Source organism: Nitrospira sp. BLG_1 (genome assembly GCF_047338595.1).
Taxonomy (GTDB): domain Bacteria; phylum Nitrospirota; class Nitrospiria; order Nitrospirales; family Nitrospiraceae; genus Nitrospira_D.
On sequence record NZ_JBLFBO010000013.1, the window covers coordinates 1 to 22393 of the forward strand.

Genomic DNA, 22393 nt, shown 5'->3' on the forward strand with positions numbered 1-22393 from the left:
GCTCGGTCTGTACCGTCTTCGGACTACTGCCATTCCGAGCATTGTCTCCTTTCGAAAGCAAGCGGGCATGAGGCGCATACCCAAGATGGGTGGTCAATTCGGCGGCCAGGGCGCGTTCCACCAACCGTTTCGTGAGGCCTTTCAGCAATCCATGTTCGCCAAGAATCTCTTCCGGGGACTCACAGCCCTGTAGTAATTCATCCAGCAACGCATCCGTTTGGGTATCTGGCTTGGTCATCAAACCCTCCCTCCTCTCTAGAAGAAGCATGATAACCAGTTACACAGTTAATCTTACACGCCCCCAGATGCGTGGACTTCCATAGGTGTGCCGCGACTCTTGATGGATCATGCGAATGGCTGAACGCAGTATACGCGTCTGGATGGAGCGGGCACTCTCCGGCCGTGACCGCCACGCGTAGTAGCCCGCCGCCGAGACGGCAAGGGCACGGCACATCAAGCGGATTGGATAGCGACGGTCGTGTTCCTGGATCACTCGGTATCTCATCGCGACTCCTTCGCGAAGAACGCCGCCGCACGTTTTAAAAAATCACGCTCCTGCTTCAGCGTCACGTTTTCTCGCCTTAGCCGCACAAGCTCCTCCTGTTCCTCGCGCATCGACTGGCGGGAGTGCCCGTGGCTCTCTGCCTGCTGTTGCTCGGCCCGCCAGCGGTACAGCAGATGGTCGGCGATACCGAGGTCTCGGGCGACTTCAGCGACAGGCCGTGCCGAGTCGCGCACCAACCGAACCGCTTCTGCTTTAAACTCGTTCGTGTACTGCCGTCTGGTTTTCGTGGTCATTCCTTCCTCCAATTTCATCACATCCCTCCTTATACAGGTGTCTGTGAAATCGGGGGAAGGTCAGTTTACCGCGATTATTCCGAATGCCCAGTCGAGAACGCGGCTGCCCATCATTCGTGAGCAGGTGCCACCAGACAGCATCGTCTAAACGGATAGCTTCACCGCGTATGATGTGCTGGATGTCTCAGAGTTTCACCATCGACGCGTCAATCACAGCAAGGTCTTCGTCACCAAACGGGGCCATCACATCAATGGGATTGAGAATTTCTGGAACCAAGCGAAGCGGCATTTGCGTCGATTCAATGGCATCACACCGAACCATTTCTACTGGTTTTTGAAGGAGTGTGAGTGGCGCCTCAATGGCGGCAATCATCAACAGCTGCTGAAGCAGCTTAAATCCTGGTACAAATCAACCAGGCACTAGCGCTTAGCTATGCCAGCCCCTTATTCTCTTGTACCTCAAGAACCTGCCCCGAAACTGTAAGCGTGTAATCACCCAAAGTATCTTCAGCGTATTTGAACGCCCTGTACCGTGGTGGGTGATTGGGAGTCGCCATCAGCGCGGTATTCATAGGCGCCGATGTCATAAGCACGCCCTTGAGGGCGAGTCGTACCGGCGAAGTCTGTACGACGAGCCTTCCAAAGAGCGTCGTCAAAAGCTGTACGAAGAGTCTCACCTGGGGGCTCATCAGCGGGAGGCAAGCCTTTGTCGATGGCTGGGCTTCGTGCAGTCAGGCGGAAATCGGGTGAGGCAGGCAATGTGTTCGATCCGCCGTTCACAAACGCCGGTGGATTTACATTGATAATATTATCGCTCGATACGAGGTCTAGTGGACCACCACTCTCTATGGCAAGGGTCCCCCCACTGCCAGACGCATAAAAATGGTTATTGCGGATAGTCATACGTGACGAACCTAGGCTGGCGCCGACGAATTCAATCCCCTGCGGTGCCCAAGACACCAAGACGGAATTCTCATAGAAAATGTTGTTCTCAATCCTCGCGTTGTTACAGGTTGTTCCCCATACGACAATCCCCCCACGGTATCTATTGTAGGCAAAGGTGTTGTTGGCGATGACCCAATTCGTTGAATTAGCAAACTCCGGTCCGGCAAACTTGGCAGGATTGTAAATGGAAGTGGACGACCCATTAAACGTAATGCCGTAGGACAGGTTGTCGTAAATGAGATTGTTCGTGATCGTCATGGCGGAGCCGTTCGCATAAATACCATGCTCTTTATTGCACGCAGAAGGGGTACTGGCGCATAGTGCGAAGTCGCCGTTGTGACTGATGATATTTCGATCAATCAAAACCCTTGTTCCGCCGACCCCAAGAATCCCTTGCCCTAGGTTGTCACGAATCCTATTGCGCCGGATCGTGCTGTCGTGCAGGTTATGATACTTGATCCCTTCATAGCCGTTCCGTATCTCGAATCCTTCAATCGTAATCCAGCCTATGGCGCGATTATACCCATTGGCGTGTTGGATCAGTATTCGGTTTGAGGTGCTATGAGGGTCGATGAACTGTATGATGGGGGCCTCATCTGGGTAGCTGAGCAAGCGAATGGGCGCACCCGATGTGCCTGAATTACGGAACCGAATCTCACCCTCGTTGTACGCCCCACCCCGGACATATGTCGTATCTCCTGCCACCATCGTCCAAACTGCATAAGCCACCGTCCGCCAGGGCTGGCTTTCTGTGCCAGGATTGCTATTGTTTCCGGTTATGGCGACGTAATATGTTGCCGCATGGGCCACACCAAAGTAGTGCTGACAACTCGCAATGGTTGTCAAGAGGGCACTCGCGAAAATGCAGGCACCGCTGACTCGTGTGAGTCGAATGATCATATTTAGCCTCTTATAGTCTATAATTATGCTGAGATGGCTCCACAGACATGAGCGTTCGCACCACATGCTCAAGCAGCAATCATGCCAAATTGGACATTCACGGGTTTGGCAAAAATAAAGAAGAAATTGTAAAAAATCAGTCCAGGCCGTTCAAAACCGTTCACGGGCTGTAACTAGTGTGTGCCGAAAAGGACTTTGGCAACTGGTTGCTCTGATTCCTATGCCATCGGGTACTATGGCTGATGCTAGAGCTGGCAATGAGAGGGGGCTCCAGAAATTCGGACAGTGTGATAAGTGGCAGCCTGGCTTCACCAACGCCATCGGAAGGTGGCGACACAAAGGAGCGAGGCAATGAAACGAACGAGACGGAATCACGGAGCCACCTCTATGTCGCCCATCAATGGCGATGAGTCATGGTATGGAATATAGCTAAGCCCACAATCAGTGATAGCCTCTCACGATGTCGTCGAGGGTGGCTTGGTCCTGATACTCGCGGCGCTTCTTGAGAGCGGCGAAGTCATGCTCAATGGGGTTGAAGTCGGGCGAGTACGGCGGCAGGAAGAGCAGCGTGGCGCCGGTGGCGGCGATGAGCTGCGCCGTCTCGGGCGATTTGTGAAACGAGGCATTATCGAGGATGACGAGATGCTGGGCGTTGAGGCGCGGGCATAGTCTCGTTTGGAGCCAGGTGTTGAAGATCGCCGTATCGCAGGTGCCCTCGAAGAGCAGCGGTTCTTCGAGTCGTCCATCCATACGGGCGGCAAGCAGCGAGGTCCGTGGCCGTCGATGCCCGGAGACGAGACCGTCCACGCGGTGGCCCTTCGGCGCATACCCATACCGTCGCGCCGTCGATGTGGCAAAGCCGCATTCATCGATATGAACGGGCTGTTTGCCACGGCGAAAGAACCGTTCCCGCAGGCGCAGGAACTGTTTCCGTTGCTGCGGATCACGTTCGTGGTAGCCCATCCTTTTTTTATGGGTCACGGCCAGTTTGTGGAGTGCGTGCCAGATGCAATGCCGGGAGACCTGGAAATGCCGCGCCCGTTCTGCTTGGGTCTGATCAGGATGCGCAGCGACATGACGGTGCAGCGCGTCCCAATCCAGTTTACGAGGCCCTTGCGGGCCAGGTCGCTGGTACGCCACACCACCGGGCTTGAGCCATCGGTACACACAGGCCTCTCCCACCTTGAATCGCCGAGCGGCCTCGGCCTTGCTGCCCCCACTGCGGACAAAATCCACCACCCGCTGGCGCAAATCAGTTGAGCATCTCATGCCCCCATGATCGCGCGAGTCGGCCTTCATGTCTATCTATAATTGTGGGCTTAGCTATAACGACGGAGGAGGTGTGGTTATAGGATAAGGGCACCGCGCTGCGTCAGCAGCGCGGTGGTGGATACGATACGAACCGTGGGATCCATGACGTCAGTTAGCAAGCTGGAGTGATGTTGGCGCGGCGAGACTAGTGCTGCTACTGTAGAATTCAAAGGCACCTATGTCATAGATAGATTGTTGTGGTCGAGTGACGTTCGTGTACGAGGTCTTCGTCGCGGAGGTGGTCAAGCCCTTATTAATGGCTAGGCTTCCTGAGGTAAGGGCAAAATTCGGTGCTGATGGCCGTGTGGAGGGTGCGTTGACGAATGCCGGATTGACCGTGTTCACTACGTTGCCGGACTGTGTGTATTGGGTCCCCTGGGTCCCCCCTTCGATAAATTTTGTGCCTCCAGACCCACTCGCAAAAGCGAGGTTATTTCTAACTGTATTCCCTGTACCGGAACCTAGAAACTCAATTCCTTGCCCACGGTAAGATGGCAATGTGACACTATTCTCATAGAAGATATTGTTCTCAATCCGTGCGTTCTTAGCGGTTGAACCCCAGACGACGATGCCACCACGGTTTCTACTGTAGGCAAAGGTGTTGTTGGCGATGACCCAATTATTCGAGGCCGCGAATTCTGGGCCTGCATGAACTGTTGTATCATACACAGAACCGCTGGCCCCGTTCAGCGTGATCCCATATGAGAGATTGTCATAGATCAGATTATTCGTGGCCGTAATTGCGCTTCCATTCAGATAGATACCGTGTGCCTTAATACTGTCTGGTTTTGTCGCAAACGGTCCGTTATGATTGATTCTGTTACGGTCAAAAAGAATCCTAGTGCCATTCCCCAAAACGCCTTGATTAATGTTATCGTGGACCCAATTGCGTCGGATCGCGGAATCGTGAAGGTTATAGAGCAGGATTCCATTGTAACAATTCCGGATCTCAAACCCTTCAAGGGTGATCCACCCGATTGCATATTTGTAACCCGAGCCGTTCTGGAAGAGGACTGAATTAGCTGAGGTTGCACTTTTGGAGGCGCAGTTAATGATTGGGAACTGGCCGGGGACATTCAACAGCTTGATCGGAGATGCGCTGGTGCCAGATCTCCTGAATTTAATGCCCGACTCGTTGTACGTACCTCCTTTTACGTAGGTTGTATCACCTGCGATCATTTTGGACACCGCATAGCCAACGGTCCGCCACGGTTGAGAGCTTGTGCCAGGATTGCCATTGTCTCCGCTCGTGGCGACATAGTACGTCGCCGCGTGGGTAACCATCGCGGGTAGGAAGCCAGTAGCCAACAATAATACGCTAATTGCCAATTTGAGTGGGGACATGTGAAAACTCCTTTAATACCTTATGTATGTGTAGTAACCCTCAACCGATGAGGTTTCTGGTAAATTAGGGTGAAGTATGCCAGAAATCAGGACCAGTAATGCCTCGTTCAAACAATGATAAGCAGTAATCGTGCCCAAATGGAAACTTTTATAAGTGCATAATAAATTGGAAGAAAGATGTTGGGATGGATGTACTTAGGCTGTAAGTAATGTAGGTGGAAAGAGACACTGGCTATTTCGATGACATCCGGGATTGTGCTGCACCATACGCGCATCCTGCTGAAATCACGGCTCTTGGCGGCGTACTTATGTTAATGGCTGTGTTCCAGTCGATGCTGTACCTCGGAGTCAACAGGATCAGTATTTTCTCTTGTTTTGTGAAGTAATGTGTGTGATCTTCGAACCAACGCGGAGGCCGTTTTTCAGCTGCACCCCCGTTGTGTCCCTCATGAAATGTTTCGGAGTCCGTTGTTGATGAGGATCAGAGAGCCGATACTCTTATTCATATCTCTGTACAGAGAGAAGTTCCAAATACCTTGGTCGAGGAATGGCCTGTGGTTTTCGTATTGTGGTGAGTTGAGTCTCTGATCTATCTCTGATTCACATATTGTCAAGGCTTGTAAAGACGGAAGGAGGGTGCTTTCTCAGTGAAGCAGAGTCAGTGGATCTCGTTGGTGAGACGTTGGATTCCTAAGAATGTTCGATATTGGGTGCAACGATATATCTGTCTTACTCCGCTCAAATTGCGGTGGAACGAAGAACTATCTTCTCATTCTGGAATTCTTTCAAGTGATAATAATTCAAGTGGTATCCCTTTCCGTATTGGAATCATCAAGAATTCTATGCAGGCACATGGAAGTTATGTGGCCGCATGTCTGGAAATGGGAGTGCCGTTTAGGGTTATCGATATCACGAAATCTGACTGGCTTGACCGAGTACGGGAATCTTCCTGCGAGGCTATACTCGTTTGGGGGGAGCCCTATTTAAGTATTTGGAACTCGATGATCAAGGACCGAATCGAAATTCTCGATCGCGAAATGGGAATCCCGGTCTTTCCCACCACGCGTGAAATGTGGTTCTACGAGGACAAGCGCCGGTTGGCCTATTGGCTGGCAACCAATGGGATTCCCCATCCGCGGACCTGGGTGTTCTATGATCTGGACGAGTGTCGGCAATTTGTTGCTTCGTGTGACCTGCCCGTAGTTTTTAAAGCGAGTTTCGGCGCGGTGGCTTCCGGAGTAAGGTTATTTCATGATCGGGATAAGCTTCGGCGATTTGTAGGCAAGGTTTTTCAAAAAGGTATTCTGCCCAATGGTTTCGATCGCCGCGACAGGCAATGGGGGACCGTGCTCCTTCAGGAGTACATTTCCGTGCTCAAAGAATGGAGATTGGTCAGGATTGGAGACTCATTTTTCGGCCACGTAAAAGGTTGCGTCGGCGGTTTCCACAGTGGCTCCGGAGTCGTTGAGTGGGATGTTCCTGAAGAACGGCATCTTAATTTTCTTTTGGACGTTACCGAAAAGGGAGGGTTTCGAAGTATGGACGTTGATGCGTTCGAAACTACAGATGGTCGATTGCTTGTCAATGAACTACAAGCGGTCTTCGGGGCGAGTCATTCGGTGGATCAGATGCGAAAAGACGGGATAGCGGGGAGGTTTGTACAAAAGGCAGGGAGCTCCGAGTGGATGTTTGAGCCAGGGGATTTTGCACGCAATGCCTGTGCGAACGAGAGAGTTCGTTACCTTATCGCATGTCGATCGGGGGAGAAAAAGCAAGAACATGGGGGGGGGTAATGTGATGCAAATGTGGAAGGCCCGACACATCCTATTGGGGATGTTGACATGGGTGCCTATCTTGAATGCATGGCGTCAACGCCATGCCTCGACCGGAGGATCTGACTCGGCTCGATACTGCTATTCCGTTTGGTTTCGTCACTTAATCACGCTCAACCGGTATGGTTTCAATGTTAGGGGGGCGAACATTGGTGAGCTGGGTCCAGGAGACAGTCTTGGTATCGGCCTTTCGGCCTTGCTCTCCGGTGCGGGCCGATACGTGGGATTGGATATCGTCCCCTATTCAGCGAAGGCTGATTTGAACAAGATGCTTGATGAGCTGCTGGATATGTATATGAAGGAGGCGCAGGTGCCGGACGACAAGGAATTTCCTTCCGTTCGACCCCGGATCGATTCGTGGGAGTATCCACGTCATGCAGTTGATCGGGGGAATGTCATCACTAAAGCCGAAGAGATTCGCGCTCAGCTCGGAAGCGGGCTCGACAGCGGTTTTCTTCTCGGGTACAGAGTTCCGTGGATGTCGTTGCCGCAGATTGATGAAGCCTCTCTGGACTTAATTTTCTCGCAGGCCGTGCTTGAGCACGTTGACAGTCTTGAGGAGACGTATCGGGCTATGTTTGCCTGGCTGAAGCCCGGCGGCTACTCATCGCATGTGATCGATTTTAGGGCTCATGGTCGGTCGCCGTTTTGGAACGGTCATCGGGCCTACTCCGATCGGCAGTGGAAACTGGTCCGGGGAAAACGGGAATTTCTGTTAAATCGTGAGCCGCTCAGCACACATCTTACTCTCGCCAAGAAAGTGGGTTTTGAGCTCCTCCTAACGCAGCGAGATCAAGCACCGCATGGACTTGACGCATCGGCTCTGGCCCGGCGATTCTCAAAAATGAGCGAACCCGACGCCCTAACAAGCGGTGTCTTGTTGGTTCTCCAAAAACCTAAATCTGTTCAGGTGCTCGGCAACTAGTCTCCCGAAAGAATTCCATGCGCGTTTTGGCGGTGACCAATATCTATCCGACAACAAGGTTTCCGACGTTGGGTACCTTCGTCGAACAGCAAGTCGTTGGGCTAAAACGTAGCGGTCTGGATGTTGACGTGATGCTTGTTGATCGCTTTGAGAGAGGCATGCGCTCCTATTTTACCATGGGAGTAGAGCTTCGACGTCGTATGGAGCAGTTTTGTCCCGATGTGGTTCATGCTATGTATGGGGGGGTCCTGGCAGAGCGCGTGACAGGAATCGTTGTGGATAGGCCGACGGTGGTTTCATTCTGTGGGTCTGACTTGTTAGGAGAATATCTATCGGGATTACTAAGAAGAGTCAGCAGTGAATATGGGATTTTGGCGTCGCATATTGCTGCGAGACGAGCTGTTGGTATTGTGGTCAAATCTCGGAATCTTGAAGAAGCACTTCCTGCTACCATTAGTCGATCCAAGGTTCGAATCATTCCCAGCGGCATTGATCTTGAGCGGTTCAGACCGCTCGACCAGGCGGACTGTCGCAACAAGTTAGGATGGGATCCAAACAGGTTTCATGTTTTATTCCCCACGAATGCCGGTGGCGACCCTCGAAAACGTCTCTACTTGGCACAAGCGGCAGTCGACAAAGCTAACCGATCGGGACTGAATGCAGAGTTGCATCAACTTCGTGGAGTGCCCCATGGAGACGTTTCTATCTGGTTGAATGCCAGCGATGTGGTGCTGTTGACCTCTTTACATGAGGGATCGCCAAATATCATCAAAGAAGCTCTCGCGTGTGATCTCCCGGTCGTTTCAGTGGATGTGGGGGATGTGCGTGAAAGAATTGATGGGATTGCGGGATGTCATATCGCGCCGCCAGATCCAGAGGATTTGGGGGTCAAGCTAAGCTTGGTGGCGGCTAACAAGAGGCGCATAGCAGGCCGTACAAAGATGCGGTCGCTTTCTTTGGAGCAGACTGCCCGGCATCTGGGGAGTTTCTACCGTGAAGTGGTGGAGTCTTATCAACGACTGGGTCCTGCGAGTGGCACGATGATCAATCCTAGTCTACTGGTGGACTTTTGTTTGTCTATCTTGGCAAGAAGGAGGAATTTCAGTGGGCAATTAAAGGGCCATTGAAATGCTGTTATTTATTGACATGAGCCTTCCCTGAGACTAGGTTAGGCATATGACCATGATGGTTTTCCTTATCGCGCTTCATGTCTGATTGTCAGAATGTGGCTTGCGTGCCATGATGAGAACAATCGGAGGAAATGCCCAACTTCTCACGACGAAGTCATCGAAAACTTCAGAGACTGTTTGTATTTCATGCGAAGTGAAATACCGCGCTTTCGTATAGTCCCATTTCTCATGTCGGAATGTGCGTAGGAGATGCATCCACCAAGGTCCCTTCGCATTTTCCAAAAACACAACCTTCCCGCCAGGCTTTAACTTTTCCTTGACCTCTTCTAGAAAACGAACCAAATCCGGAACTAAAACCAAGACGCTTTTAGAGAATACCATATCAAAGGCGTTAGCACTGACAGGTGCCAAGTCACCTCCGCTTCGAACAAACAATATCATGTCCGCGACATTCAATTCAGTTGCTTCCTCCCGTGCAATCCCCAAGGACTTCTTATTCATATCAAGGCCAACAACTTTGGCGCCAAGGAGCGCAAACAAGCATGCCATTTTCCCATAGCGCGTGCCAATTTCGAGTATCAGTTGGTCGTGTAAATCCGTTCCTATGAAGTCCTGAAAGGCATGTGCCATGAGACGTTGCCATGCCTTCCCTCCCCATTCCATGAAATAATCCAGGTGCTGCAGCGGTCGACTAGTTATTTCCTGACCAGACTCCATATAAACATATCCTCAGTCGTAATCAACGTTGTTCACATACATCCATCGAATAATGCTCTCTCGATCCACTAGTATTAGGCATGCAGACAATAAGCACTCTCTGTTGACGCATACATATTAGACAAAACGCAATTGCTCCTGTGGTATGATATGCAGTGCTAACTTCCCAGTCAAGGATAGAGTTTTAAGGGGAAAACTAGCCCGCGCTAGATTTCTTGATCCTAAAGAGACGCAGTCCAGGTTGTCAGGGCTGGACACGAAAATACTTCACGGTATAAGTAAGACTGAATTGTGATGTCTATTAACTGCATGCTCAGGAACGCCGAAAAGATTATAGAAGCTCAATAATGGATCAACCCGAGGCTGACCTAGAGTCGGAAGAGACGCGCATTGAATCGGTTTACGCGAAGCGGCAGGGTGCATTCCGATATTCGTGGTTCAACCAAGCGCATCTTTACCGCGTTCAGGAGTTGGAGCGGAACATCTTGGCGGTTTTGAGATCAAGAAATTTCAGCCATCTTCAAGATAAAAAGATTCTCGAGGTCGGATGTGGAACTGGACAGTGGCTTCGCGAGTTTATTAAATGGGGAGCAAGTCCAGATAGTGTGACAGGAATCGATATTCTTACCGACCGCGTTGCCAAAGCCAGGCAATTATGCCCTTCAGGAGTGCAAATTCACCATGGCAACGCCGCGAGACTTTCGTTTAGTGACGCCAATTTTGATCTCGTCTTTCAGTTTACCGTCTTCTCTTCCATCCCGGATATGCCGGTGAAAGAAATGGTCGCTCGCGAAATGCTTCGTGTGCTGAAGGAGGGCGGCCTGATTTTTTGGTATGACTTCTTCCTCAACAATCCGTCGAATCCCAATGTGCGAGGCATACCAAAGCGTGAGATCGCTCACCTATTCCCAGACTGTCATGTTGACTGCTATCGGGTCTCCCTAGCACCGCCATTGTGTCGTTTACTTGCGCCCTATACCTGGTGGGGCTGTTATGCCCTTGAACGAATCCGACTGTGTAATACGCATTATCTTGCTGTAATTAAAAAAGATTAGGTGATAATTAACATTATATGTTCTTATAAGGTAAGGCTAATAGCACGGATGTGAGGAAAGGACTATTCGCTCAAGCTGGTTTTAAAAATTTATGCCGCGCATCCTTCTGCTGAATTACTATTTCCGCCTTATTGGGGCTGCGCAGATACGCATCTTTTTATAGCAAGAGGGAACGCGAGGGTGTTCATGTTTGTTTCTAACACGAATTTTTCCGTGAGACCCGCACTGTCCACTATTTTTCAACTTGTGATCCCCCGTAGCTCGCTACGGGGATCCGTCTCTCTGGTACCCTCTGGTGCATGGAGGATCAAAGAGAAGAGGAGGTGAAGAGAGGGGCGTACTGTGCGTGGCAAGTCCACTACCACATTGTGTTTCCGATGAAATATCGCAAGGCCTTGCAGGATGACGAGGTGACCGCCATTATTCGGGAGACAGCGACCGAGCTTGCGGAGCGATTTCCAATTGAGCTGGAGGCGATTGGGACGGACAAGAATCACATTCATCTGCTCCGCAGTGCCTTCATCGGATGTTCTCCTCAAGGGATCCGAGGTTACTGCCATTACGAACTGCCACGATGAGTTCAGGGAGATCCTTTCCAGAGTGGCAACAGATCAGATTGTGTATGATTTATGAGGATTGTGGGAAGGTTCAAGAATGGTGAGAACTCCATTGCAATCATCTAGCCTCATGAACTCCATACAAAGGAAGCCTTCCGAGTTCCACGATTGGCTGGTTGTCACGCAGTATTTCCATCCAGAGACAGGAGCACCTCAGATCCGTCTTAGGGCCTTGGTAAAAGAGTTGACGCGGTTAGGTCACCGAGTGACTGTTTTGACGGGGATGCCCAATTATCCAGAAGGCGTGATCCACGAAGGCTATCGGGGTAAGTTTAGTCTAAACGATGAGATTGACGGCATTAAGATCAAGCGGATTTGGTTATACCCGGCTGGTGGGAAAAAAGTATTTCAGCGTCTAATGAATTATTTGAGTTTCACGTTTCACGCGCTGTTTTACCTAGGGCTTGCCCGCGATAAACAAATTATCTTCATCGAAGCGCAGCCTCTCTCGCTTGCGCTATATGGCCTGTTAGCCCGATGGTTTCTTAAAGTGCCATATATCTATAACACTCCAGATTTACAGGTGGAGATTGCAGGTGAGCGGGCCTGGGTTGGTCGATCGTTCGTGAAGCTGGCGACCATGATCGAGACATTTCTCATGGAGCACGCATATAGCGTGGCCACTGTCACACCTGCTTTCATCGAGCATTTTGTCAGTGTTCGAGGTATTCCTAGGGAGCAACTGAGTTTCCTCCCCAATGGCGTGGACTTAGAACAGCTTCATCCTCTACCGTATGATGCACAATGTGCGGAGCAGATGGGCGTGACCGGCAAGAAGGTTCTAACTTATGCTGGAACCCATGCTGATTACCAGGGGCTCGACCTCATCTTGGATGCGGCAAAACGGTTAAAGGATCGTTCGGATATCGTGTTCCTAATGGTGGGGAAAGGGCCTGAAAGACAACGGTTGATTGATCGGGCGAGAATCGAGGGTATTTCCAACGTGCTTTTTAAGGATTCACCGTTCGAAGAGAGATCCTCGTTGATGTCGGTTACATATGCGTTTATCGCTGTTCTTCGTAACATTCCAGTGGCGCAGAAGATGCGTCTTTCGAAAATATTTCCGCCGTTGGCGTGCGGCGTGCCGGTTATTTACGCAGGAGTTGGAGAATCGGCGGAAATCATTCTGAACAATGACTGTGGTATCGTGGTTCCTCCAGAGGATCCTGCGTCTCTCGCTGATGCCGTGCGCAGGTTGGTGGATGCGCCAGGACGTCGCGATGCGTTCTCGGTGGCAGGTCGCAAGCTTGTCGAGCGTGAATTTTCATGGAATACCATTGTCCCCAATTGGCTTAGACAGCTGAAGAGATCGGGAGTGGTCGCAGAGGGGAATCTATCTGTTGATGACGGGGGGGGTAAGTCAACTCCGTCTGGGGTGTCAAAAAATGGTGGAGGATAGCCTATCGTCAGTTGTACTTTTTGTCTCATCCGCAAGGTGAAGTTTGGATAGGCGTTGCCTGAAAGAAGAGAGGTGGCGCCACTTGATTGGACAGACTCTGCCGGTCCATAAGTGGTGCCTAGCAGTGAGGGCCTACGCAGCGGAAAGCTGTGCGGGCCGGTTCTTCCAGTACACGCGATCGGGCGTGCGTCCGTCAAGCGCGCGATGTGGCCTGATCTGATTGTAGAAGGTCACGTAGCGCGCCACCCCCTGGTGGGCGTCGTGCACAGTCTCGTAAGCGCGCAGATAGACCTCTTCATATTTGCGGCTCCGCCAGAGGCACTCCACAACGACGTTATCCCGCCAACAGCCGCGACCATCCATGCTGCGTTGGATGCCCTGGTCTTTCGGTACGGTCGTGAACTCCAGGCTGGTCAATTGGCAACCCTGATCGGTGTTGAAGATCTCCGGGCAGCCAAACTGCGCGATCGCCTCTCGCACCGCGTCAAGGAAGAAGTCCGTGGTCAGCGTATTGGAGAGCCGCCAGGCCAACACGCGGCGACTAGCGGACTTTGGCCCATCCGAAGATCCGCTTCAGCACCAAGACCGCAGGTTCCACTTTTGCCAGGATTTTCGACTTGGTCCGATTGCGCGTCCGCTTGGTCTCACGCAGAGGCCGTTGGCGATGGGCCTCCGCCTCTATACGAAACCCTTAGCTCGGGGTCTCAGCCCCACTGATTACTGGTCGCTAAAAAGCTGGAGTCCGGACTTCGTACGTGATATCTTGCCACCACAGGAATTTTGCACGTTCTTGATTCCTTTATTTGCCTAATCGGTAGTGTGGTCAAGCCAACCTTCATGATTGTTTAACCTGCCCCGCGATCGGCAGATTACTCGTTAAGCGCATGATTACATACATGCTTTGGCTGTACTACATTTCGGCCTTTCCTACTTCGGCGGGTATTGACCAGCATTCAACTAGGAGATCGGCATGGGCGTTCCACTACTTGATTTGAAAGCGCATCACGAGCCGCTTCATCAGGAGATTATGGCGGCGATAGAGCAGACCTTCCGGAGTCAGACCTTCATTTTAGGGCCTGAAGTGGGAAAATTAGAAGAACAAATCGCCGCCTACTGCCAAGCGAAGTATGGGATCGGGGTGACTTCAGGGACCGACGCTCTCCTGATCGCGTTGATGGCCCTGGGTGTGGGGCCGGGAGATGAAGTGATTACGACGCCCTATTCCTTCTTTGCCACTGCCGGAGCTGTGGTTCGGCTCGGCGCCAAGCCGGTGCTTGTCGATATCGATCCCCGCACGTTCAATCTGGATCCTGGTAAGATCGAAAAGGCCATAACGCAGCGAACGAAAGCCCTCATCCCTGTCCACCTCTATGGACAGTCGGCCGACATGGGACCGATCATGGATCTTGCACACCGCCGGCAGCTGGCCGTAATCGAAGATGCCGCTCAGGCGATCGGGACCGAGTATACCGACGGCCGACGCGTCGGCAGTATTGGGACCATTGGTTGCTTCTCGTTCTTCCCCAGTAAGAACCTCGGCTGCTTAGGAGATGGCGGGATGGTTGTGACCAATGATCCCGATCTCGCGGAACGGATGCGAGTTCTTCGTACCCACGGCAGTAAGCCGAAGTACTACCACAAATTGATTGGTGGGAACTTCCGGCTTGATACCATTCAGGCCGCGGTACTCAACGTAAAGCTGAAATATCTAGACCAATGGACTCAACGTCGACAGGAAAATGCTGACTGTTATAAGCAGTTGTTTCAACAGAGTGGTCTGATCCAGAAGGGAAAAGTGCAGTTGCCAGAAGCTGTCTATCGAATCTCCGGTGTGAAGCATTACCACATCTATAATCAATTCGTGCTGCGCGTGGAGCGACGGAACGATCTCATGGCTCATCTCAAACAGAAAGGAATTGGAACGGAGGTTTATTATCCGGTGCCATTTCATTTGCAAGAATGTTTTCGATATTTGGGGCATCAGGAAGGTGATTTCCCTGAATCGGAACGCGCGGCCAACGAGACCGTCGCAGTTCCGATCTATCCGGAACTGACACTAGCCCAGCAAGCTGAGGTCGTCGACGCTGTCGCCACATTCTATAGATAGTTGGTGGTTGAGGCGTTTCTTGAAATTGTAGGATACAGAGGGGGATCCGGAAATTCGGACAGTGTGGTTAGAGCCTATCCTAAAACCGACAGACGCCAGGGTCCCTAACAGCCGATGGCATGAGGCGGCAATCCATAGCGTCCACTATTTGACAGCTGCAGTCATATAGGAGAACCGTCCGCCACCGCCGTGGATGACACTCTCGGTTCCACGGTCCAAGTCGCCAGATGCAACGAATTCCGCACCTTCAAGGTCATCCTCTAAAGCCAAGCTACCGGTGAGTACACTATCTCTATTCCAAGGTCCTCCTGGGTTGACAGGGGGATATGGTTACACCGTAAGGTGTTAATCGTCAAATCCTGGATTATAAAGCTTTAATCTCGGTATTCTCTGTGTAGCCTTAAGTTTCCCATTATTGTATAATATTATTGGTTAAGTGCCGTTCGGATGCGCCGCCTTTCAGGATAGCCGTGTTTCTATTGCCCCCCCCAAAGACGGATTGTGATTTTTTGAAGTTATGGGAAAGTGTGTCTTGTTTGGTGAGCGGTCTTTAACCAGAGAGGAGTTCAGCGAATGAAAGACTTTCTGCCGTTTCATAGGTCTGATGTGGGTGAAGAGGAAGTCGCTGAGGTCGTTGAAGTTCTCCGGTCAGGCTGGCTGACGACGGGTCCTAAAGTTCGAGAATTCGAGAGAGAGTTTGCTGCGATGGTGGGAGCCCAGCACGCCATTGCTGTGAATTCTTGTACGGCTGCACTCCATCTTGCGCTTGAGGCGATTGGCATATGTGAAGGTGATGAGGTTCTGGTTCCAACCATGACCTTCGCGGCGACGGCCGAGGTGGTGACGTACTTTAAGGCCAAGCCGGTGCTACTGGATTGTACCGAAAGTACCTTGAACCTGAACACGGATTTGATTGAGAAAGCCATTACAAAGAAGACAAAAGCGATCATTCCTGTCCATTTTGCCGGGCATCCCTGCGATCTCAAGCCTATTCATGCGATTGCAAAAGCAAACAACTTGCATGTGATCGAAGATGCGGCACACGCGTTGCCGGCACGATATCACGGGAAAATGATTGGGAGCATCTCTGACATCACATGCTTTTCATTCTATGCGACAAAGAATATTACTACCGGCGAAGGCGGGATGATTACTACGGATAACGCTGAGTGGGCTGCCCGTATGCGGATGATGAGTTTACATGGACTCAGCCGCGATGCATGGAACCGCTATTCATCGCAGGGGTCCTGGTATTACGAAATTCTGTCACCTGGATTTAAGTATAACTTGACGGATATTGCTGCTGCCCTCGGTTTGGCTCAGTTGAAGAAGTGCGATCGGTTTTGGAAGGGGCGAGAGCAATATGCGGCTCGGTACGCGGAAGGGTTTAAGGATCTGCCTGAGATTGCCTGCCCTCAAACTGACGCGCACGTGCAACATGCATGGCATTTGTACGTGATCCAATTAGAGTTGGATCGCTTACGGATCAGCCGTGATGAGTTCATTCGTCAACTTCAGGAAGCTGGTGTTGGGTGCAGTGTACATTTCATCCCTCTTCATCTGCATCCCTATCACCGAGATAAGGGAAGTTACCGACCTGAAGATTTCCCAGTTTCGAGCAGGGTGTTCCAGCGAATCGTTTCGCTGCCGCTGTACTCAAAAATGACGGAGGACGAGATTGATCGTGTCATCGGGATCGTTCGCGATCTTGTGAAGAGGAGCCGACGCTAATGAAGCGCACCTGCGATATCTGTTTGGCAGCTCTTGGATTGATCATCACCTTGCCGCTTCTGGCTATTATTGCTGTGTTGATCAAACTGGACTCGTCCGGGCCCGTGATTTTCCGGCAGATTCGCGTTGGGCAAGGATTCCGCCCATTCGCGATTCGGAAGTTTCGGACCATGGTCGCGAATGACTCTGCAGGTGGCTCTCTTATCACCGTTGGGCAGGATTGTCGCATCACCAGAGTCGGGCATATTTTGCGGGGGCTTAAACTCGATGAATTGCCGCAGTTATGGAATGTCCTTCTGGGGGATATGAGCCTTGTGGGGCCAAGACCGGAAGTGCCTCGTTATGTGGAGCGGGCACGTGCAGAATTTGCCGAGGTGCTTACGGTGCGACCGGGGATTACGGATTTGGCTTCGTTGAAGTATATTGATGAGGCCGCGATTCTCGCCGTTTCGACGAACCCTGAAGAAGAGTATCAAAATAAAGTTCTTCCGGAAAAGCTACGGCTGGCGAAGCTCTATGTCCGCCATATGTCGTTGCGGCTTGATTTCGCCATTATCTTGCAAACAGTGCTTCGTATTGCCAGATTGCCCCTCGTAGTTCTTACGCTTCCGGAACTTAGGGCTGCAGTGGAGGTTTCAGTAGATTCTCCATGGGCAGGTCTGTCTGCTTTCATTACCAGATGGAGGCGGCCTATTATCGTTGTCGTCGACGTAGGGCTTATCATTCTGGCTAACTACCTCGCTTTTTTCCTGCGATACGATGGAAATATTCCTCAGAGCGATCGCTATGTCTTCGAGCAGACGGTCCTGGGATTGGTTGCCGTGAGAGGAGTTGCATTTGCTTTGTATGGCTTGAACGAAGGTCTGTGGAGGTATACTAGTCTCTGGGATCTTCAAAATATTCTGAAGGGCGTTTTGGTGAGTACGGTAGCATTTGTGGGCTGGGTTTATTGGGTAATGGGGATTAGCAGCTATCCTCGTTCCATCTTTGCGATCGATGCCATACTCGTTGTGGGATTTCTTGCCGGCGTGAGATTGTCGTCGAGAGTTTTGCGGGATAAAGTAATATTTCAGAAAAGACGAAGGGTGTTGGTGATTGGTGCTGGAGATTCCGGCGAGCGGGTTGTGCGAGAGATGAAGACGCGCAGCGCATTCAACTGCCAGCCAATTGGGCTTGTTGATGACAATAGTCTGCTCCTCAATCAGCGCATTCACGGAGTCCGCGTACTGGGGGGCATGCAGGATATCCCCAAACTCATGGAAGCGCTCAAGCCAGAAGTTGTTGTAGTGGCGGTGCCCAATCCGACACCTGAGTTCCTTCGAGACCTGGTTATTAAGCTAGAGCCATATGATGTGTCAATTAAGACATTGCCTGGGAAAGAGGAGCTGCTTACGGATCAAAGCGCCGTCAGTCAGATCCGAAATGTGTCCATCCCTGATCTTTTGTCACGTGCCCCGGTGAATCTCGACAATCGTGCCACGAGGCAGTTAGTGAGAAATAAAACAGTCATGATTACTGGTGCGGGCGGGTCTATTGGGTCCGAAGTGGCTCGCCAAATTGCGTCGTTCGAGCCAAAGGAGCTGTTGTTGTATGAGCGTCACGAGAACAGTCTCTACAATATCCATAAGGAACTTGATGATAAGAAATATTCCTTTCCCATTATTCCCCTGATCGGGGATATTACGGATGTGCAAAGGCTTTCGTCTGTGTTTGAGCGATATCGCCCGCAGATTTTGTTCCATGCGGCGGCGCATAAGCACGTGCCACTGGTTGAAGCGAATCCCGTTGAAGCAGTGAAGAATAACTGCATGGGTACGCGTATTACGGCTGAGGCGGCCAGTCTTTATGGCGTAGAGCAATTTGTTCATATTTCGACCGACAAAGCCGTCAATCCATCGAGTGTGATGGGTGCGACCAAACGGGTGGCGGAGCTCGTTATCCAGGATATTGCCAGAACCAGCCGGACGCGATTTTTACTTGTTCGGTTCGGCAATGTTCTCGGCAGTAGTGGGAGTGTCTTGCTCCGGTTCCAGGAACAGATCAGGTCCGGTGGACCGGTGACGGTCACGCACCCGGAAATCCGACGCTACTTCATGCTGATTCCGGAGGCGGTTCAGCTGGTTCTTCAGGCGGCAACTATCGGAGAACAAGGTCAGACCTACATTCTCGATATGGGAGAACAAATCAAAGTGCTCGATATTGCTCGAAGCCTTATCCGCTTGTCCGGGCTTGTCCCCGGTAGAGATGTTCCTATTCGATTCGTAGGGCTTCGTCCCGGAGAAAAATTGTATGAGGAATTAGTCGGTGAGGGAGAGATTGCGGTTAGCTCTCCGCTGGAGAAGATTTTGCAAATCCGGACGGTCAATCCTCTCGACTTCGACGTGTTTCGAGAAAAGCTATCAGCGCTGGAAGCGGCCAGCTCTCACGATGAGCCGGATGTGATATTGGAACAATTGAAGGGGATCGTTCCGATGTTCCAAACGTCGGTACCGGATACAGAGGCTGCTGGGGTCATGACAGGATCGGCACAAATCTAAGCAGGATAGAGAAAGGTGATGCGAAAGGCTAACAAGCCATCAAGGCGCCTTTTCCCCTGAATTCACGGTGTTTGACTTTACGGTATCTGGGAGTAACCATGCAATATCCTGACTTAGCTGCTTCACCGGAACAAACAGGCTTCGCCCAGGTCCACGAGTATGTCCTCATCGTATCCCGCAACAAATGGATCATTGCAGGTGCGATTGCGCTTTCACTGATACTGGCCGGGATGTACCTGCTGATTGCTCCTAAGTATTATCAATCGCAAACGTTAATAGTGGAAGAAGGCCGCAAAGGAATCGACAATGTTCTGGATACAGGAGAGAATACGGATCGACTTTTTGAGAAACGTCTCTTTCTTATTCAGAAACAGATCAGAAGCCGAGACTTCTTAAGGGGGTTGGAAAAGGAGTTTAGTGAGCACGTTGAGGGTCGCGATGGAACATCAGCGGTCATTGACTGGGATGAATTAGCCGGTGGGGTCATGGTTGAGAGAGCTATGATCGACCCTGCTGGAGGCAAAAGCCAGCTGAACCTGCTTGATGGATTCGTGGTTTCCGTGTTTCATCAGGATCCCCAAACAGCCAGGCGGGTAGCTGCTGGGATCGCAGACAGGTTCATTCAAGAAAACAACCGAGAACGTGAGCGGGACGTCGAAGGTACGGGGGAATTCCTCGATGAAGAGCTGCGAGCGTTGAAGCGTGAGCTGGAGAAGAAGGAAGATAATCTCAGTAGCTTCAAGAAATCTCATGTGGGCGGTCTCCCCAGTCAGGCAGAGACCAATATGCGGTCGCTTGATCGTATAGAGGCTGATATCACGAGGACGACAGAGGACCTGCAACGTCACTCCGAGAAGCTTGCCATGCTGAATCAAGCGGTGCAGCAGTACCGAGCGTCTGGACAACAGAGCCCCGGTTTTGCGACCTCACGATCCATGGCACCAGATCCGTTGTTTAATCGGCTTCGAGAACTGCGAGAACAACTTGTGAAGCTGAGGGCTGAGTTCTGGGATGGGTATCCTGAGGTCGTGTTAGTCAAGGAACAACTTCGACAAGTAGAGGACGAACTCGTGAATGTGTATGGTCGGGATGTAATCCGGTCGGACAAGGCACCGCTTGATCCGTACCTTCAGGACTTGGCCAAGCTGCAGAGTGAGGTGCGAACGGAACTAGCGCTTCTCCAACGGCGTCTCGAGCAGCTCCATTCCAGCAAGCAAGAGCTTGAAAAGCGGCTAGAAAGAAGCCCCATCGTGGAGCAGGAACTCCTGATTCTTGAACGAGATTACAATACATTGAAGAACAATTACACGATGCTCCTTGATAAGCGGCTGCACACGAGAGTCGAAGAAAATATTGAAAAACGACAAAAAAGTGGGAAGTATCGCATCATAGACAAGGCCAATTTGCCGACGGTGCCGGCCATTCCAAACACTCCACGGGTTTTGGTACTGGGGTTCTTGTTCGGATGTGTATTGGGGGGCGGGTTGGCGGTCCTGCGCGAACGACTGACGGAACATTTTCGAAGCCCAGAAGATGTGGAATTTCTTCTGGCAGGTCCTCGATTATTGGCCGCCATTCCCGATTTTGCATCCTTATGGCATACGGGAAATGGTTCGGATTCATTGCAAAGGCCGGCATTACCGAGGCCGTCTCTGGGTATGACCATGAACTCTCGATCTGAGCTTGCGGTGAGCAATCGGTCCGCCGTTGGTCAATCGAGCTTCCAGGAGCTTGATCGGAGGTTTATCACGAAGCTCTTCCCGCGTTCCATGGCGGCTGAGCAATATCGCGTGGCTGCGGCACGGTTACAACTCGCCAATGAAGCGGGTGGACCGGCTGTCGTCGCTGTGACGAGTGCAATCAAGGGTGAGGGGAAAACAACAACCGTCATCAATCTGGGGTATACACTTGCTCGAGATTTTGGAAGGCGAGTGCTGCTGGTGGATTGTGACTTTGTATTTCCTGAAATGGCGGCGTTTCTAGAGGCGCCTGTCGAATACGGACTCATTGATTGTTTGAGGGGCGATGTCTCTCCACAGCAAGCAATGGGGGCCTTTTCTGATGTCTCCTGTTGGATTATGCCTGCGGGCAAATCGGTGGCTGGTTCAACTGAATTGCTGCGGGCTGGCCAACTAAACGGAGTATTGTCACAGTTACGGGATGAATTTGATTATATCCTGCTGAATGCACCTCCCATCCTTCCCGTGGCAACGATGAATGTGCTGGAAAGCCATTGCGATTTGCATCTGCTTGTCGTACGGGCAAATGTGACGTCAAAGCAGGCGGTCAAGCAAGCGGTAAGCTCACTACGGGCGCAAAAACCCATCCATGTGATCCTGAATGGCGTGGCGTCCAACTCGCTTCCAAGCTACATGTTGGATTATTCACCTCGTGAGCGTTCCGTAGCCGTGTAGGTCCTGGCTCCATGGTACATGTGATGGGCCTGAAGTCTCGCATCGTCCTCATGGCCGACTGATGGCTCATCCGAGTATGCTGTTGTAAGAGAAGCTGCATGTCTATTGAGCGGCTTCAGGGGCTGCAGGAAACAGAATAAACGGTGGCTTCGGTTCCTGATCCGGTGGGACATAGGCGGGCGCTGGTTCACCAGCTGGTCCTAGGTATCTGACAAACCGGTAAATGGCGCGCAAGTCCCGCTCCTTCATTTCGCGAAGGACGAACCAGGGCATGGGGGGACGAAACTCGACTGAGCGAGCGATCCGAACCCACTGTTCTTCAGAGAGATTGTGCATAAAGAGCCGTAAGTTGCTCGCATAGGTTGTCCCCCAGGGCCCTCGCCATCCCATCCCATCGCCCTTGAGCCAGTCTTTTTCGGGGATTTTCCCTGCCGCCTCCGCATAGCCGGTCGTGTGACAATCGTTACAACCGGCGATCTTGATGATATACCGTGCATGGTCTGCAGTCTTCCTATCCAAAGCCTGTGGTTGACCACTCACCCTGGGCTGTTCACCAGCGAAGGCTCCGGTAGCGACAAGCACGAAGCACAACGTGACAACGTAGATGACTCCGGTTATATGCATGGTCCCG

Annotated in this window: 16 protein-coding genes and 3 pseudogenes; 11 read left to right on the forward strand and 8 right to left on the reverse strand. The window is 51.5% G+C overall.

Going from position 1 to position 22393, the window contains the following annotated elements; genetic code table 11:
• Both ACMTNU_RS11945 and ACMTNU_RS11950 read right to left on the reverse strand, forming a co-directional pair.
• Positions 1 to 238 (reverse strand): transposase (locus tag ACMTNU_RS11945; protein ID WP_413935488.1); only part of this gene is annotated, 238 nt, incomplete at its 3' end.
• Positions 239 to 304: 66 nt separating this feature from the next.
• A pseudogene (locus ACMTNU_RS11950) lies at positions 305 to 798 on the reverse strand (transposase); the annotation flags it as partial.
• Between the two features lie 64 nt (positions 799 to 862).
• Between ACMTNU_RS11950 and ACMTNU_RS11955 the strand changes: the two are divergent.
• Positions 863 to 1222: pseudogene (locus ACMTNU_RS11955) on the forward strand (IS1595 family transposase); the annotation flags it as partial.
• An 83-nt stretch (positions 1223 to 1305) separates the two neighbouring features.
• On the opposite strand, the gene ACMTNU_RS11960 reads toward ACMTNU_RS11955, so the two are convergent.
• The 3 genes from ACMTNU_RS11960 to ACMTNU_RS11970 all read right to left on the reverse strand — a co-directional run bounded on the left by ACMTNU_RS11960 (position 1306) and on the right by ACMTNU_RS11970 (position 5298).
• On the reverse strand, positions 1306 to 2643 hold the full coding sequence (locus tag ACMTNU_RS11960; RefSeq protein ID WP_413935489.1) for a right-handed parallel beta-helix repeat-containing protein: 1338 nt from the start codon (positions 2641 to 2643) through the stop codon (positions 1306 to 1308).
• 441 nt (positions 2644 to 3084) lie between these two features.
• Positions 3085 to 3912 (reverse strand): IS630 family transposase, encoded by an 828-nt coding sequence (locus ACMTNU_RS11965; RefSeq protein WP_413935490.1) that lies wholly within the window; start codon positions 3910 to 3912, stop codon positions 3085 to 3087.
• 150 nt (positions 3913 to 4062) lie between these two features.
• On the reverse strand, positions 4063 to 5298 hold the full coding sequence (locus tag ACMTNU_RS11970; protein WP_413935491.1) for a right-handed parallel beta-helix repeat-containing protein: 1236 nt from the start codon (positions 5296 to 5298) through the stop codon (positions 4063 to 4065).
• A 1001-nt stretch (positions 5299 to 6299) separates the two neighbouring features.
• Between ACMTNU_RS11970 and ACMTNU_RS11975 the strand changes: the two genes are divergently transcribed.
• From ACMTNU_RS11975 to ACMTNU_RS11985, 3 genes are read left to right on the forward strand one after another with little or no spacing between them, the layout of a single operon-like run.
• The gene (locus ACMTNU_RS11975; RefSeq protein WP_413935492.1) at positions 6300 to 7091 is read left to right on the forward strand and encodes an ATP-grasp domain-containing protein; all 792 of its coding nucleotides are present in this window, start codon (positions 6300 to 6302) and stop codon (positions 7089 to 7091) included.
• Between the two features lie 4 nt (positions 7092 to 7095).
• Positions 7096 to 8055 (forward strand): methyltransferase domain-containing protein, encoded by a 960-nt coding sequence (locus tag ACMTNU_RS11980; RefSeq protein WP_413935493.1) that lies wholly within the window; start codon positions 7096 to 7098, stop codon positions 8053 to 8055.
• Positions 8056 to 8072: 17 nt separating this feature from the next.
• Positions 8073 to 9182, forward strand: a complete 1110-nt coding sequence (locus ACMTNU_RS11985; protein WP_413935494.1) for a glycosyltransferase — start codon at positions 8073 to 8075, stop codon at positions 9180 to 9182.
• A gap of 78 nt (positions 9183 to 9260) precedes the next feature.
• Here the strand turns inward: ACMTNU_RS11985 and ACMTNU_RS11990 are convergent, their stop codons facing one another.
• Entirely contained in the window at positions 9261 to 9902 is a 642-nt protein-coding gene (locus ACMTNU_RS11990; RefSeq protein WP_413935495.1) for a class I SAM-dependent methyltransferase, read from the reverse strand.
• A 347-nt stretch (positions 9903 to 10249) separates the two neighbouring features.
• On the opposite strand from ACMTNU_RS11990, the gene ACMTNU_RS11995 reads away from it, so the two are divergent.
• From ACMTNU_RS11995 to ACMTNU_RS12005, 3 genes are all read left to right on the forward strand, one after another.
• A complete protein-coding gene (locus ACMTNU_RS11995; RefSeq protein WP_413935496.1) occupies positions 10250 to 10957 on the forward strand; it encodes a class I SAM-dependent methyltransferase in 708 nt (235 codons plus the stop codon).
• 323 nt (positions 10958 to 11280) lie between these two features.
• The gene (locus tag ACMTNU_RS12000; protein WP_413935497.1) at positions 11281 to 11535 is read left to right on the forward strand and encodes a transposase; all 255 of its coding nucleotides are present in this window, start codon (positions 11281 to 11283) and stop codon (positions 11533 to 11535) included.
• A 109-nt stretch (positions 11536 to 11644) separates the two neighbouring features.
• Positions 11645 to 12973, forward strand: a complete 1329-nt coding sequence (locus ACMTNU_RS12005; RefSeq protein ID WP_413935498.1) for a glycosyltransferase family 4 protein — start codon at positions 11645 to 11647, stop codon at positions 12971 to 12973.
• 132 nt (positions 12974 to 13105) lie between these two features.
• Here ACMTNU_RS12005 and ACMTNU_RS12010 read toward each other — a convergent pair.
• Positions 13106 to 13519, reverse strand: a pseudogene (locus ACMTNU_RS12010) (transposase); the annotation flags it as partial.
• 424 nt (positions 13520 to 13943) lie between these two features.
• Between ACMTNU_RS12010 and ACMTNU_RS12015 the strand changes: the two are divergent.
• The 4 genes from ACMTNU_RS12015 to ACMTNU_RS12030 all read left to right on the forward strand — a co-directional run bounded on the left by ACMTNU_RS12015 (position 13944) and on the right by ACMTNU_RS12030 (position 21762).
• Positions 13944 to 15080 carry a DegT/DnrJ/EryC1/StrS family aminotransferase gene (locus ACMTNU_RS12015; RefSeq protein WP_413935499.1) on the forward strand — a complete coding sequence of 379 codons (1137 nt, stop codon included), beginning with the start codon at positions 13944 to 13946 and terminating at the stop codon, positions 15078 to 15080.
• A 573-nt stretch (positions 15081 to 15653) separates the two neighbouring features.
• Complete coding sequence (locus tag ACMTNU_RS12020; RefSeq protein WP_413935500.1) at positions 15654 to 16811, forward strand: DegT/DnrJ/EryC1/StrS family aminotransferase; 1158 nt, start codon at positions 15654 to 15656, stop codon at positions 16809 to 16811.
• Positions 16811 to 19348 carry a polysaccharide biosynthesis protein gene (locus ACMTNU_RS12025; RefSeq protein WP_413935501.1) on the forward strand — a complete coding sequence of 846 codons (2538 nt, stop codon included), beginning with the start codon at positions 16811 to 16813 and terminating at the stop codon, positions 19346 to 19348. Before ACMTNU_RS12020 ends, ACMTNU_RS12025 begins: the two co-directional genes overlap by 1 nt.
• 98 nt (positions 19349 to 19446) lie before the next feature.
• Positions 19447 to 21762, forward strand: a complete 2316-nt coding sequence (locus ACMTNU_RS12030; protein ID WP_413935502.1) for a polysaccharide biosynthesis tyrosine autokinase — start codon at positions 19447 to 19449, stop codon at positions 21760 to 21762.
• A gap of 102 nt (positions 21763 to 21864) precedes the next feature.
• Here ACMTNU_RS12030 and ACMTNU_RS12035 read toward each other — a convergent pair whose 3' ends face one another.
• Entirely contained in the window at positions 21865 to 22386 is a 522-nt protein-coding gene (locus ACMTNU_RS12035) for a cytochrome C (protein ID WP_413935503.1), read from the reverse strand.
• Positions 22387 to 22393: the final 7 nt, after the last annotated feature.

Coding starts and splice junctions, on each gene's coding strand:
- ACMTNU_RS11960 (WP_413935489.1), bottom strand. CDS start 2,643: ATGATCATTCGACTCACACGAGTCAGCGGTGCCTGCATTTTCGCGAGT.
- ACMTNU_RS11965 (WP_413935490.1), bottom strand. CDS start 3,912: ATGAGATGCTCAACTGATTTGCGCCAGCGGGTGGTGGATTTTGTCCGC.
- ACMTNU_RS11970 (WP_413935491.1), bottom strand. CDS start 5,298: ATGTCCCCACTCAAATTGGCAATTAGCGTATTATTGTTGGCTACTGGC.
- ACMTNU_RS11975 (WP_413935492.1), top strand. CDS start 6,300: ATGATCAAGGACCGAATCGAAATTCTCGATCGCGAAATGGGAATCCCG.
- ACMTNU_RS11980 (WP_413935493.1), top strand. CDS start 7,096: ATGCAAATGTGGAAGGCCCGACACATCCTATTGGGGATGTTGACATGG.
- ACMTNU_RS11985 (WP_413935494.1), top strand. CDS start 8,073: ATGCGCGTTTTGGCGGTGACCAATATCTATCCGACAACAAGGTTTCCG.
- ACMTNU_RS11990 (WP_413935495.1), bottom strand. CDS start 9,902: ATGGAGTCTGGTCAGGAAATAACTAGTCGACCGCTGCAGCACCTGGAT.
- ACMTNU_RS11995 (WP_413935496.1), top strand. CDS start 10,250: ATGGATCAACCCGAGGCTGACCTAGAGTCGGAAGAGACGCGCATTGAA.
- ACMTNU_RS12005 (WP_413935498.1), top strand. CDS start 11,645: ATGAACTCCATACAAAGGAAGCCTTCCGAGTTCCACGATTGGCTGGTT.
- ACMTNU_RS12015 (WP_413935499.1), top strand. CDS start 13,944: ATGGGCGTTCCACTACTTGATTTGAAAGCGCATCACGAGCCGCTTCAT.
- ACMTNU_RS12020 (WP_413935500.1), top strand. CDS start 15,654: ATGAAAGACTTTCTGCCGTTTCATAGGTCTGATGTGGGTGAAGAGGAA.
- ACMTNU_RS12025 (WP_413935501.1), top strand. CDS start 16,811: ATGAAGCGCACCTGCGATATCTGTTTGGCAGCTCTTGGATTGATCATC.
- ACMTNU_RS12030 (WP_413935502.1), top strand. CDS start 19,447: ATGCAATATCCTGACTTAGCTGCTTCACCGGAACAAACAGGCTTCGCC.
- ACMTNU_RS12035 (WP_413935503.1), bottom strand. CDS start 22,386: ATGCATATAACCGGAGTCATCTACGTTGTCACGTTGTGCTTCGTGCTT.